Source organism: Kitasatospora sp. NPDC091257, from assembly GCF_044757675.1.
Lineage (GTDB): Bacteria > Actinomycetota > Actinomycetes > Streptomycetales > Streptomycetaceae > Kitasatospora > Kitasatospora lactacystinica.
Genome location: NZ_JBIVVI010000107.1, coordinates 1 through 12718, shown reverse-complemented (window position 1 = coordinate 12718; position 12718 = coordinate 1). Strand labels below are relative to the sequence as shown.

10 protein-coding genes and 1 pseudogene are annotated in these 12718 nt (G+C 72.5%); 6 read left to right on the top strand and 5 right to left on the bottom strand.

Annotated features, from left to right (window positions below; all coding sequences use genetic code 11):
• Positions 1–122 precede the first annotated feature (122 nt).
• Both ACIQOV_RS07665 and ACIQOV_RS07660 read left to right on the top strand, forming a co-directional pair.
• Positions 123–3191 (top strand): annotated as a pseudogene (locus ACIQOV_RS07665) (EAL domain-containing protein); the annotation flags it as partial.
• A 41-nt stretch (positions 3192–3232) separates the two neighbouring features.
• Complete coding sequence (locus tag ACIQOV_RS07660; RefSeq protein WP_401046055.1) at positions 3233–4420, top strand: N,N-dimethylformamidase beta subunit family domain-containing protein; 1188 nt, start codon at positions 3233–3235, stop codon at positions 4418–4420.
• Here ACIQOV_RS07660 and ACIQOV_RS07655 read toward each other — a convergent pair.
• Together ACIQOV_RS07655 and ACIQOV_RS07650 are read right to left on the bottom strand one after the other, a co-directional pair.
• Positions 4371–5129 carry an HAD family hydrolase gene (locus ACIQOV_RS07655; protein WP_401046052.1) on the bottom strand — a complete coding sequence of 253 codons (759 nt, stop codon included), beginning with the start codon at positions 5127–5129 and terminating at the stop codon, positions 4371–4373. The genes ACIQOV_RS07660 and ACIQOV_RS07655 overlap by 50 nt on opposite strands.
• Positions 5130–5139: 10 nt before the next feature.
• Positions 5140–6315 (bottom strand): serine/threonine protein kinase, encoded by a 1176-nt coding sequence (locus ACIQOV_RS07650; RefSeq protein WP_380540777.1) that lies wholly within the window; start codon positions 6313–6315, stop codon positions 5140–5142.
• Positions 6316–6549: 234 nt separating this feature from the next.
• Here ACIQOV_RS07650 and ACIQOV_RS07645 point away from each other — a divergent pair, with 234 nt between their 5' ends.
• The 4 genes from ACIQOV_RS07645 to ACIQOV_RS07630 all read left to right on the top strand — a co-directional run bounded on the left by ACIQOV_RS07645 (position 6550) and on the right by ACIQOV_RS07630 (position 10682).
• A complete protein-coding gene (locus tag ACIQOV_RS07645) occupies positions 6550–7800 on the top strand; it encodes an extracellular solute-binding protein (RefSeq protein WP_401046050.1) in 1251 nt (416 codons plus the stop codon).
• Positions 7790–8701: a sugar ABC transporter permease gene (locus ACIQOV_RS07640; RefSeq protein ID WP_359904643.1), complete on the top strand. Its 912-nt coding sequence runs from the start codon at positions 7790–7792 to the stop codon at positions 8699–8701. The genes ACIQOV_RS07645 and ACIQOV_RS07640 overlap by 11 nt, the downstream gene beginning before the upstream one ends.
• Entirely contained in the window at positions 8698–9522 is an 825-nt protein-coding gene (locus ACIQOV_RS07635; RefSeq protein ID WP_380540786.1) for a carbohydrate ABC transporter permease, read from the top strand. The genes ACIQOV_RS07640 and ACIQOV_RS07635 overlap by 4 nt, the downstream gene beginning before the upstream one ends.
• A gap of 62 nt (positions 9523–9584) precedes the next feature.
• A complete protein-coding gene (locus tag ACIQOV_RS07630; RefSeq protein ID WP_359904638.1) occupies positions 9585–10682 on the top strand; it encodes a radical SAM protein in 1098 nt (365 codons plus the stop codon).
• A 15-nt stretch (positions 10683–10697) separates the two neighbouring features.
• Here the strand turns inward: ACIQOV_RS07630 and ACIQOV_RS07625 are convergent, their stop codons facing one another.
• The 3 genes from ACIQOV_RS07625 to ACIQOV_RS07615 form a co-directional block, all read right to left on the bottom strand.
• Positions 10698–11684, bottom strand: a complete 987-nt coding sequence (locus tag ACIQOV_RS07625; RefSeq protein ID WP_401046045.1) for a galactokinase — start codon at positions 11682–11684, stop codon at positions 10698–10700.
• Positions 11685–11698: 14 nt separating this feature from the next.
• Positions 11699–12193 (bottom strand): NUDIX domain-containing protein, encoded by a 495-nt coding sequence (locus ACIQOV_RS07620; RefSeq protein ID WP_359904633.1) that lies wholly within the window; start codon positions 12191–12193, stop codon positions 11699–11701.
• Positions 12194–12252: 59 nt separating this feature from the next.
• Positions 12253–12718, bottom strand: a 466-nt coding sequence (locus ACIQOV_RS07615; protein ID WP_401046041.1) for an NAD-dependent epimerase/dehydratase family protein, incomplete at its 5' end; no start/stop codon positions are given.

Here is a 12718-nt window from a genome sequence, read left to right as displayed (position 1 = left end):
GTCCCGCCCCGGGCCGGCCCGTACGCCTCGCCCGCCCAGTCCTCGCCCGAACTCCCCCGCCCGACCGGCGGGGTGGTGTCGCGGAGGAGGTAGCCTCGTTGACTCGCCGGTGCCAACGCCTGATGGTCTGTTACCTGCTCTGGATGGTGCTGTTCACCGGCATCTACTACGCGAATCCGAGCCAGCGGATCATCTGGTGGACGGGCATCGGCCTCGGTGGCGTCGCCGCGATCGTGGTCGGCGTCCGTCTCAACCGGCCCGCGCACGCGCGCTTCTGGTACGTGCTGGCACTCGCCAACCTCAGCTTCACCGTGGGCGAGGTGATCCAGGCCGTCCAGCTGGACATCCTGCACCTGCCCAACCCGTTCCCGTCCGTCGCGGACGGCTTCTACCTCGCCGAGTACGTGCTGTACGCCGTCGGCGTGCTGGGCTTCATCCGCTGGCGCACGGCCCGTCAGGACCGCGCCGGGCTGCTCGACGCCCTCATCCCCACCATCGGACTGGCCCTGCTCGCCTGGATCTACCTGATCCTCCCGTACGCCCGGAACCCGGACCTCGACTGGTTCCAGAAGGCCGTCTCGATCGCCTACCCGCTCGGCGACGTGGTCGTGCTCGCCCTGCTGCTGCGCCTGCTGACCCCGCGCGGGGGCAACTCCCGCTCGCTGCAGCTGCTCGCCGTCGGCTCGCTCGGCCTCCTGGTCTCCGACGTGCTGTACGGGCTGATCCAGCTGCACGGCACCTGGCACATCGGCACGCCCGTCGAACTCGGCTGGGCCGCCTTCTACACCGCCTGGGGCGCGGCGGCGCTGCACCCGTCGATGGTCGAGCTGACCCGGCCGGTGCCCACCCAGCAGCCGGACCTGAGCACCGCCCGGCTGGTGCTGCTCACCCTCGCCTCGCTGATCGCCCCGGCGATCCTGATCATCGAGGCGCTGGCCGGCAACACCGGCAACGCGGGCGTGATCGGCGCGTTCTCCGCGCTGCTCTACCTGCTGGTGCTGGCCCGGCTGGCGGTGGTCGTCTCCGACCGCCGGCAGGCCGTCGCCCGCGAGCGGACGCTGCGCGAGGCGGGCGCCCGGCTGACCGCGGCCGTCACGGTGGAGGAGGTCGCGGACGCCGTCCAGTCCGCCGCGTCGACGCTGATGCCGGCCGAGGCCGGACACGTCGCCCTGCTCGCGGTGACCGAGGAGGGCGTGCTGCACGTGCGGCACGCCGGGAGCGGCTCCGCCCGGCAGGCGCCGCAGGACGCCGCGCCGTCCGAGCAGGTGCTGGAACTCGCCGCCGCCCGGGAGACCCTGCTGCTGCCCGTGGCCGCCCTGGGCCTGGACGCCGCCCCGCCCACCTCGACGAAGCCCGGCGCGTCCAAACCCGGCGTGTCCAAACCCGGCCCGTCCAAACCCGGCCCGTCCAAGCCCGGCCCCGCGCGGTCCGCCGCCGCGAAGCTCTCCGCCAAGCCCGGCGCCAAGCCCGCCGCGAAGCCCGGCGGCGACCGGCGCACCCGCCTCGGCGGCCGCATGCCGTACGCCCTGGTCTGCCCGCTCACCCTCGCCGAGCGCCCCTCCGGCGATCCGCTGATCGGCGCGCTCATCGTCACCGGCACCGAGCAGGAGCTGACCAGCCTCTGGAGCTCGCTGGAGATCCTCGCCGCGCAGGCGGCCCTCGCGGTCGAGCGGTTGGTGCTGAGCCGGGAGGTCATCCGCCGCAACAGCGAGCTGTACTTCCGCACCCTGGTGCAGAACGCCAGCGACGTCATCCTGATCCTCGACGCCGACGACGGCGTGCGCTACGCCTCCCCGTCCGCCGAGACGGTGCTCGGCCACCCGAACCTGGCCGGCACCCTGCTGACCGACCTGGTCCCGCCCGAGGACAGCCGGGAGGTCGGCAAGGCGCTGGCCCGGATGCGCGGGACGGCCGACCAGCCCCGGGCGGAGCAGCCGCGCGAGCACTGGCGGCTGCTGCGCCAGGACCGCACCCCGATCGAGGCCGAGGTCCGCTTCAACGACCTGCGCGCGGACCCGACCGTGGGCGCCCTGGTGCTCACCCTGCGCGACGTGACCGAGCAGCGGCAGATGGAGCGCGAGCTGACCCACCGGGCCTTCCACGACTCGCTGACCGGCCTGGCCAACCGGGTGCTGTTCCTGGACCGGGTCGGCCACGCCCTCTCCCGGGGCGAGCGCAGCGGAGCCGTCACGGGGGTGCTGTTCATCGACCTGGACGACTTCAAGGTGGTCAACGACACCCAGGGCCACGCGATCGGCGACGAACTGCTGGTCGCGGTCTCGCTGCGGATCTCCACCGCGCTGCGCGCCTCGGACACCGCCGCCCGCCTCGGCGGCGACGAGTTCGCGGTGCTGGTGGAGGACGCGCGGCGGCCGGCCGACGTGGACACCATCGCGTCCGGGGTGCTGGCGGTGTTCGCCGAGCCGTTCAGGCTCAAGTCGGGCGCGGTGCGGGTGACGGCCAGCATCGGCGTGGCGACCACCGAGGACAGCGTGGACGCGACCGAGCTGCTCACCCACGCCGACCTCGCGCTCTACTCCGCCAAGGCGGCCGGCCGCCGTCAGTGGCGCCACTACCGGCCGGCCCTGCAGACCGGGATGGTGGAGCGGCACGAGCTGAACGAGCACCTCGACTCGGCGATCGCGGAATCGGCCTTCCAGCTGTACTACCAGCCGATCGTCGACCTGCGCTCGGGGGACCTGGTCGCCTTCGAGGCGCTGGTCCGCTGGCCGCACGACCGCCGCGGCATGGTGCTGCCCGACGAGTTCATCGCCCTGGCCGAGGAGAGCGGCCAGATCGTCCCGCTCGGCGCCTGGGTGCTGGAGCGCGCCGCCCAGGAGGTCGCGGCCTGGCACGCCGCCAGTTCGGCGGTCCGCTCCGCCGCCGGCCGGCCGCCGCTGCGGGTCAACGTCAACGTCTCGGCCCGGCAGTTCCGCGACGCCGGGTTCGTGGACGTGGTCCGCCGGGCCCTGGCCACCACCGGCATCGACCCGCACACCCTGGTCCTGGAGCTGACCGAGTCCGTGCTGATGCGCCGCGACGACCGCATCCACGCCGACATGGCCACCCTGTCCGGCCTCGGCGTCGGCATCGCCATCGACGACTTCGGCACCGGCTACTCCTCGCTGTCCTACCTGCGCGAGTTCCCGATCTCCCTGCTCAAGATCGACAAGTCCTTCATCGACGGCCTCGGCCACTCGCCCCGCCGGTGCCCGCCCACTGGACTCCGGGGATGCACCTGGTCCAGTTCGTCGAGGAGGGCGGCGAGGGCCTGCCGCCGCTGGACGCGGGCAGCGTCGAGGGCCCCGCCCGCGAGTTCTTCGTGGTGCGGCCCCGGCGGGCCGGCAGCCGGTCCCGCATCCTCTACAAGAAGTCGACCTTCACCCGGCACGCCTACAACCGCTCCGACCGGCCGGACGAGGAACGCGCCGTCAGCCTCTACGACCACCCCGTGTACCTGGCGGACGCCGCTCCCCGCGGGCACAAGGTGAGCCTGCACCGGCCCGGCGGAGTCATCGACCTCGCCTACTGGGACGCCCCGTTCATCGCCTGGCTGGAGCGCAACGACTACCCGGTCGAATTCTGTACGGATCTCGACCTCCACGAGGACCAGGAACTTCTCTCCTCGTACGATCTGCTGCTGAGCGTCGGCCATGACGAATACTGGAGCGAGGCGATGCGCGCCCACGCCGAGCGATTCGTCCACGACGGCGGGAACATCGCCTTCCTCAGTGCCAACACATGCTGGTGGCGCATTCATCCGACCGACGGGAACACCGCCTTCGTCTCCGACACCGACCACCACGTGGGGGACGAGTATCCGCACCTGCCGGCGACCGACCAGTGGTGGCCGGCGCCGCCCGACGGCGCGGGCCGCCCCGAGAACTCCCTCACCGGGGTGAGTTTCCGCAACGGCGGGATGTGGCCGAGCACCGAATGGCCCGGGGACCGTCCGCGCGAGGGGTACACCGTCCAGCACGCCGACCACTGGCTGTTCGCCGGCACCGGGCTGCGCGACGGGTCCGACGGCGGCGTGCCCGACCGGCTCGGCGCGGGCACCGCGCTGATCGGGTACGAGTGCGACGGCGCCGCCTACGCCCGGGACGCCCGGGGCGTGGCCCGGGCGACCGGCGAGGACGGCACTCCCGCCTCCTTCCTCATCCTCGGGATCCACGTCCTCGATCCGGTCCACGAGGACTTCCACCACTTCACGTGGGGCCACTGGAACGGCCCGGTCCGGGAGCCGGGCCTCACCAGCCCCCGGGCCGCGACCATGGGCGTGCACACCGCCGGCGGCACCGTGTTCACCGCGGGCACCACCGACTGGCCGGTGGTCTGCGGGAGGGAGCAGGACGCCGGCGTCGTGCGGGTCACCCGCAACCTCCTGGACCGGCTGCGGCACCGCGCGGCGCGCCCCTGAGCAGGTCCCGCAGTCCGCGGATCCGGGCCGCCCCGGCCGGCAGGGGCGGTTCGGCTCCGCGCACCGCCGGGTCCGGCCGGCACAGGTGGACGGGCCGCATCCCGGCGGCGAGCGGTCCGAGGACGTCGGGCGCCCACATGTCCCCGACGAACAGCACCTCCCCGGCCCGCAGCCCGCACCGCTCCAGCAGGGCCCGGTAGATCAGCGGGTGCGGCTTGCGCGCCCCCGCCCGGGCGGAGCCGACGACCACGTCGACCACCGCGCCGAGGCCGACCTCCTCGACGCAGTCCTCCAGGTTCCAGAACCAGTTGGAGCAGATGCCCACCAGCAGGCCCCGGTCGCGGAGCTCCCCGAGGACGGGGCGGGCGTCCTCGAAGAGCTCCAGCGTGACGGCCTTCATGGCCCGGTCGATCTCCTCGACCAGGTCGTCGAGTTCGCGCTCCGGCACCCCGCAGGCCCGAGCCCTGCGCAGCAGCCGGTCCAACTCCCAGCGGTGGTAGGCGGTTTCACCGACCGAGTGGGCCACGTGCTGCTCGCCCTCGCGGGGGCCCACCGCCCACTGGTCGCCCCAGCGGGCGCCCTGGGCGGCGAGGCCCCGGCGTTCGAAGATTCCGCGGTGGTCGGGCGGCAGCGGCTCGACCATCCGCACCAGCGTCCCGTAGAAGTCGAAGACGACGGCACGGACCTGCGGCGGCAACACGTTCGGCACCCGCCCGGCCTCAGTACCGGCCGTACCGGCGCGGGAAGTAGTCCTGGAGTTCGCCGTCCCGCTCGATGTCGACGGTCGCGCAGTGCAGCCCGCCGCCGAACGGCCCGACCGCCCGGAACGGCACCGGGACGATCTCGAAGCCGTACGAGGAGAGTTGCTCCGCCAGCCGGACCTCGTTCTCCTCGATGCACAGGGTGTTCTCGTCGAGGTTCAGCATGTTCCCGGCGAGCCACGGGCTGCAGAACGACAGCTTCGGCGGGTGGTCCCAGCTCGCGGGCTGCACCGCCTCGACGATCTCCCAGTCGTTGAGCCGGAAGAACTCCATCAACTCGGCGTCCGCGAGCCGCTCGCCGCAGTGCAGCACCAGGCCGGGGCGCAGCGGCACCCAGGTGGCGTCGATGTGCAGCGGGTGGGTGTTGGTGGAGGTCACGGCGTGCACCCGGTGGTCGGGGAAGTGGCGCTTGAGCCACTGGTAGCCGCTGCGGTTGGTGACGAAGGACAGTTGGACGAACAGGTCCTTGCCGAAGCGGGCGACGTCGGCGGCGTCGAACAGCGGCTCGGCCTCGGTCAGCACCAGGTCGTAGTCGCGGACCCGGGCCAGCTGTTCCTCGGTGGACAGGTCGTTGTAGGTGTCCCAGAACTCGGTGTGGTACGAGGCGTCGGTGAGCCGGGGTTTCGGGGCGGCCTCCCAGCGCATGCGCTCGTCGGCCTCGAACAGGCCCTGCAGCACGGGCCGGTAGCACAGGTACTCGTGCCAGCGGCTGCGGTAGGACATGGTCGCTTCCAGGACCTCGTTGCCGACGGTCAGCAGCAGGTCCCGGGGCGGCATGCAGCCGAACATGGAGTCCTGGGTCCAGTCGGGGGTGCCGACCTGCTGGGTGAAGTCGACGGGGGTGGGGCGGTCGACGCGGATGCCGCGGCGGCGCAGCAGTTCGGCGAAGTCGTCGAGCTGCTGCTCGGCCTCGGCGACCATGTCGGCGGGCATCGGGCCGTGGGTTCCCAGGGGGAAGCCGTCGTCGGGGTAGTCCCGGCGGACCGCGTGCTCGGGGGCCTGGACCACGGTGCCCTCGGCGCGCCCGACGATCACATGACGCAGGGGGTCCCAGCCGTTCCAGGCGTTGACCCGCACCGGCCGTTCGGTGGTGTCGGGGGTCGCATCGGGCGCGGTCGTCGTCTGCTCGGTCACGTACAAGCCCTTCGATGGGGGTCGCGTGGGTGACGCAGAGGCCCAACCTGCGGGGGCCACCCGGGAGGAGTCAAGGCGTTGCGCCCGCCACGGGACACCGAACGTCATCTTCCGGCCGAATGTCCGTGCCTCCGCGCCGCGGGGTGATCGGACGGGTAGTCAGAAGACTGCCCCCATAGCGAACTTGGAGACCCCATGGCCATTCGCGTGCCCTGTCGCCCCTTGGTTCTCACATTGCTCCTGTCCCTGGCCGTGGCCGGGTGCGGTTCCGGATCGGGCGGCGGCTCCGGATCCGGCGGCAAGCTGACGGTGTGGCTGGCCGTGGACGCCCAGGAGAGTTGGCCACAATTGGTCCAGTCCACCAACGACCGTTTCGCCAAGGACCACCCCGGGATCCAGGTCGACGTCCAGTACCAGCAGTGGACGACGAAGAACCAGAAACTGGACGCCGTCCTCGCCGGGAAGAACGTGCCCGACGTGGTGGAGATGGGCAACAGCGAGACCACCAACTACATCGTCAACGGTGCCTTCGCCCCCCTCGAACCGGCCCGCTTCGACCAGTCGGACGCCTGGCTGCCGGCGCTCGCCGACGCCTGCCGCACCAACGGCAGGACGTACTGCGTGCCCTACTACGTCGGGGCCCGGGTCGGTGTCTACCGCACCGACTACTTCGCCCGGGCGGGTGTGCCGGGCGCCCCGAGGACGTACCCCGAACTCCTGTCCGCGTTCGACAGGCTGAAGAGCACCGTCGGCGCCCAGGACCCGAACTTCTCCGCCTTCTACATGCCCGGCCGCTACTGGTACGCGGCGATGGCCTTCGTGAAGGACGCGGGCGGCGAGATCGCGGTGAAGGACGGCGACCGCTGGAAGGCCTCGCTGTCCTCGCCGAAGTCCGTCGCCGGGCTCACCGAGTGGAAGCGGCTGATCGACGCCTACTACGTGGGCGACCGCGCCAAGGACAACGGCGACCAGCCGGCCGTCGTCGGCCAGGGCCACGTGGGCGTCTTCTACGGCAACACCTGGGAGGCCGACGCCGCCGCCGACGAACGCTCCGGCGGGGATCCGAAGCTGAAGGACAAGTTCGCCACCTTCCCCTTCCCCGGCCCGTCCGGGAAGCTCCTGCCGCCGTTCCTCGGCGGCTCCACCCTGGCCGTGCCGGCCAAGTCGACACGCAAGGACCTGGCCGCCGACTGGATCAAGCTGTTCACCGACCGGGAGTCGCAGAAGACGCTGATCGCCGCGAACACCCTGCCCAACAACACCGTCCAGCTGGCCGAGGTCGCCGGCGGCGGCATCAACGGCCCGGCCGCCCAGGCCGCGGCCACCGGGGGCTGGATGACCCCGTTCGCGCCGGGCTGGACGTCGGTGGAGAAGTCCAACGTCCTGCCCGAGATGCTCGAACGGATCGCCAACGGCAAGGCGTCGGTGCAGGACGCCGCACGGGAGGCGGACCAGCGGATCGACGAAGTGGTCAATGAGCGCTGACCGGGGCCGGCGGCGGCGTCCGCTGCTGCCGTACCTCCTGATCGGCCCGACCGTCCTCGCGCTCGTCCTGGTGCTCGGCTACCCGCTCGTGGACATGGTCGTCCTCTCCTTCCAGGACATGACCCGCGAGCAGCTGTTCAGCGGCACGTCGCCGCCGTGGGCCGGGCTGGACCAGTTCCGCCGGATCCTCGGCGACGGGTTCTTCTGGACGGTGGTGGCCCGTACGGTGCTCTTCACCGCGGTGTGCGTCGTCCTCACCGTGCTCTGCGGGCTGTTCACGGCCCAGCTGATGCACCGGGTCTCCCCGTGGGTGCGCGCCGTCATCGCCGGGGTGCTGGTGACCGTGTGGGCGATGCCCGTCATGGTCGCCGCGTCGATCTTCCGCTGGCTCTTCGACGCCGACTACGGCGTGGTGAACTGGCTGCTCTCGAACCTGCCCGGGGTCGACCTGGCCCGCCACAACTGGTTCACCGACCCCTGGCAGGGGTTCTCCGTCATCGTCGCCGTCGTGGTGTGGGGCTCGCTGCCGTTCGCCGCGATCACCCTGCGGGCCGCGCTGGCCCAGGTCCCGCCCGAGTTGGAGGAGTCCGCGGTGCTCGACGGGGCCCGGCCGTTCCAGGTCTTCCGGCACGTGACCCTGCCGGTGATCAGACCGGTCCTCGTCATGGTCACCACGCTGTCGGCCATCTGGGACTTCGGCGTCTTCAACCAGATCTGGCTGATGCGCGGCGGCCAGCCCGAGCGGGAGTACTACCTGTTGGGCGTCTACTCCTTCATCGAGTCCTTCGCCGTCAACCGGTACAGCACCGGGGCCGCGATCGCGCTGGTGACCGTCGTGCTGCTGCTCGCCGGTTCGGTCGTGTACCTGCGTCAGATGTTCCGGACGGGAGAGGTCGAATGAGGCGGCGGCGGTCGCCGGGCCGCGACCTCCTCGGGCTGCTCGTCGCCGCGGTGATCGGCTTCCCCGTCTACTGGATGGTGCTCACGGCGTTCCGGCCGGCCTCCGAGATCCTGCGCCTGCCGCCGGAGTTCTGGCCGGGCCGGTTCACGCTCGACAACTTCGCCCGGGCGCTGGGCACCGAGACCTTCTGGGCCAACGTCCGCTCCAGCGTGGTCATCGGCCTCGGCACCGTCCTGGTGTCGCTGGTCGTCGGCGCCCTCGCCGCCTTCGCCCTCGCCCGGTTCCGCTTCGCCGGCCGCAGGGCCTTCGTCGTGGTGATCCTGATCGTCCAGATGGTCCCGCTGACGGCCCTGATCATCCCCGTGTACCTGCTGCTGAACGACGTCGGGATGACCGACAGCCTCACCGGCGTGATCCTCACCTACCTGGTGTTCACGCTGCCCTTCACGGTGTGGATGCTGCGCGGTTTCATCGCCGGCGTCCCGGTGGAACTGGAGGAGGCGGCCATGGTCGACGGCTGCGGCCGCCTCGGCGCCTTCCGCCGGGTGGTGCTGCCACTGCTCGCCCCCGGCATCGTCGCCACCTCCGTCTTCGCCCTCGTCCAGGCGTGGAACGAGTACGTCCTCGTCTACGTCCTGCTGTCGAGTCCGAAGAAGCAGACCGTCAGCATCTGGCTGGTCTCCTTCCAGACCAGCTTCGGGACCGACTACGGCGGTCTCATGGCGGGTGCCACGCTGACCGCCCTGCCCGTCGTGGTCTTCTTCCTCGTCGTCCAGCGCAGGATCGCCTCCGGCCTCGCGGCCGGCGCGGTCAAGGGCTGACCGCGAGCACAGCAGGCCCCGCTCTCCCGGCGGCACCCCGTTCACGTCCACAGGAGGATTCCGTGACGCACGACCGCCTCGATCTCGTGTCCAAGCTGTACCAGCCGTCCGGCTGGCCCCGTGTCCTGGAGGCCGCCTCGGGAGCCGCCTCCGGGGCGCCACTCGTCGTGGACCTCGATCCGACGACCTTCTGCGACCTGGCCTGCCCCGAGTGCATCAGCGGAAAGCTCCTCAACCAGGGCCGCTTCACCCCCGAACGGCTGGCGGCGCTCGCCGAGGAGCTGGTCGCCCTGTCCGTCCGGGGCGTGGTGCTGATCGGGGGCGGCGAGCCGCTCGCCCACCGGGGCACCCGCAAGGTCCTGCGCATCCTCGGTGAGGCGGGCCTGGCCGTCGGGGTCGTCACCAACGGCACCATGATCGACAAGAACCTCACCGAACTCGCCCGCTACGCCACCTGGGTCCGCGTCTCGATGGACGCGGGCACCGCCGGGACGTACGGGCTCTTCCGCCCCGACCGCAAGGGCCGCAGCGTCTTCGACAAGGTCGTCGCGAACATGCGGCTGCTCGCCGAGGCGAAGAGCGGCGCCCTCGGCTACTCCTTCCTCGTCATGACCCGCCGGGAGCCGGACGGCCGGACCGTCAGCAACCACACCGAGGTGCTGCGCGCCGCCGAACTCGCCCACGACATCGGCTGCGACTACTTCGAGACCAAGGCGATGTTCGACGAGGAGCACCACGTCATCCAGGTGTCCCAGGACATCCTCGACGCGGTCGACCGCCAGCTCGCCGAGGCGGCCCGGCTGGAGAGCGACACCTTCCAGCTCGTCAACTCCTCCACGCTCACCTCCCTGCGCCGCCACACCGGACCCGTCCAGCCCAAGGAGTACCACCGCTGCCGGGTCGCCGAACTGCGCACCCTGATCACCCCCTCCGGCGTGTACGTCTGCGCCTACCACCGCGGCAACCCGATGGCCAGGATCGGCGACGCCGTCACCGACAGCCTGGCCGACATCTGGCAGGGCTCCGACCGCGGCATCATCGACCCGAGCCGGGACTGCCGCTTCCACTGCGCGCGGCACCGCTCCAACCTGGAACTGGAGCAGATCGCGGAGGGAACGGGCGCAGTCCCCCTCCAGGAGGACTACGACCCGTTCCTGTGACCGTCGCGGTGACCGTCACACCGCGCTGACGCCGACCCGATCCCCCGCCCGGGCACCGCGGCTCCCCGCCGCCGCCCGGGCGGGGATCACCCGCGCCCCGGGGTACCGGCCGCGCAGCGCGCCGGCCAGGCCCGCCACCACCGCGGGCGCGTCGCCCGCGCGGCACACCCCGACCAGCGAGCCGCCGCCCCCGGCCCCGCTGAGCTTCAGCGGCAGGCCGACGGCGCGCAGCGCCACCGTCCGCAGCTCCTCCAGGAGCGGGGTCGACATGCCCTGGAAGTCGCGCATCGCCGCGTGCGCCCGGGCCATCGCCTCCCCCAGCGCCTCGTGGTCGCGCCCGCGCAGCGCCGCCCACGCGGCGGCCGAGGCCCGGTCGGCCTCGGACCGGTACGCCGCGAGCGCGGGATCGCCGGCCGCGAGCTGCGCCCGCACCGTACGGATGTGGTCGCCGGTGTTCTTCCGGGTGCCCGAATCCACCACGACCACCCGCCAGTCGTCCGGGAACTCCAGCCGCTCCCTGACGACCGGCAGCCCGTGCTCCCGGCCGTCGATCAGCAGCGCGCCGCCCTCGGCCACGGCGAGGTGGTCCATGCCGCCGCCGTTGAACCGGGCGAACTCGAACTCGTACGCCCACTGGACGATCGAGCGCTCCGGCACCCGCTCGCCGGCCGGCGCCCCGGCCTCGGCGAAGGCCCGGAACAGCGCCACGATCAGCGCCGTGGACGAGGACAGCCCGCTCGCGGGGGGCGCCTCGCTGCGGACGCGCACCGGCGGCGGGGCGGGGGCCAGCCCGGGGAGCCGGGCGCGCAGGAAGGTCCACACCTCGGCCGGCCAGTCGCCGGCCGTCTCCGCGCCGGCCGTCGCCCCCGGCACCACCTCGACCGTGGTCGGCAGGTCGAGGGCGAGGCTGACCGAGCGGCCCGCCCCCAGCCAGTCCAGGTCCTCCCCCGACAGGCACGCCCGGCACGGCACCGCGGCGCGGATCGGATGCTCTTCGCTCATCCGGTGCTCTTCGCTCATCCGGCCTGGAACCTCCCCTCGGCCACGAACGCCCGGTACATCGACAGCACCACCGCCGTGGGCGGGTGCAGCGGCCCCGGCGGATCGTCGAGGCGCCGGAACTCCGCCCGGCGCACCTCGTCCGCCCCGGGGGCGAGCTCCCCCGACCAGCGCCGGGCCACGAAGCACAGCGCGAAGCAGTGGGTGACGTCCCCGTTCGGATAGGTCAGGGTGTGCACGGCCGGATCGGACAGCGACCCGAACGCGACCAGGTCCTCCTTCTCCACCCGCAGCCCGGTCTCCTCCGCCACCTCCCGGACGGCCGCGTCGGCGAAGCCCCCGTCCTCCTCGCAGGCGCCCGCCGGCAGCTCCCACACGCCGTTGTCGACCCGCTGCTGGAACAGCCCCCGGCCGGCCGCGTCGAGCAGCAGGACCTGGGCGCCCGGCATCAACAGCTTTCTGCCGCCCACCTTCTGACGCAGTGACCAGGTGTACGACCCGACGTAACCCATGCCCGCACCGCCTCCTTCGCGGCCCGCCCCACGGCGGACGTCCACGGGGCCACAGACTGTCACGCGTTCTCCTCCACCAGCCAGCGCGGCACCGCCTCGGGTGTCGACTCCAGCCACCGCACGTACCGGTCCACGCCCTGCGCCACGTCGATCCGGGCCCGCCAGCGCAGCAGCTCCCGGCACCGCTCGGTGGAGGCGTAGCCCCCGAGCGGATCGCCCTCGGGACGCGGGGTGACGATCCGGCGCGCCCCCGGGAAGTAGGGGGTGAGCAGGTCCGCGACCTCCCGGACGGACGTCGGGCGGCCCGTCCCCACGTTCACCGTCCGGCCCGCCATCCCCTCCTCCACGAGCGCCAGCGCCGTCGCCTCGGCCACGTCCTCGACGTGGACCAGGTCGCGCACCTGGACGCCGCCCCCGTTCAGGCGCATGGGACGGCCGAGCCGGGCCTGCAGGGACAGCCACGGGACCATCCAGGAGTGGCTGCCCGGCTTGGGGATCTGCGGCTCCCCGTACACCGAGAAGTAC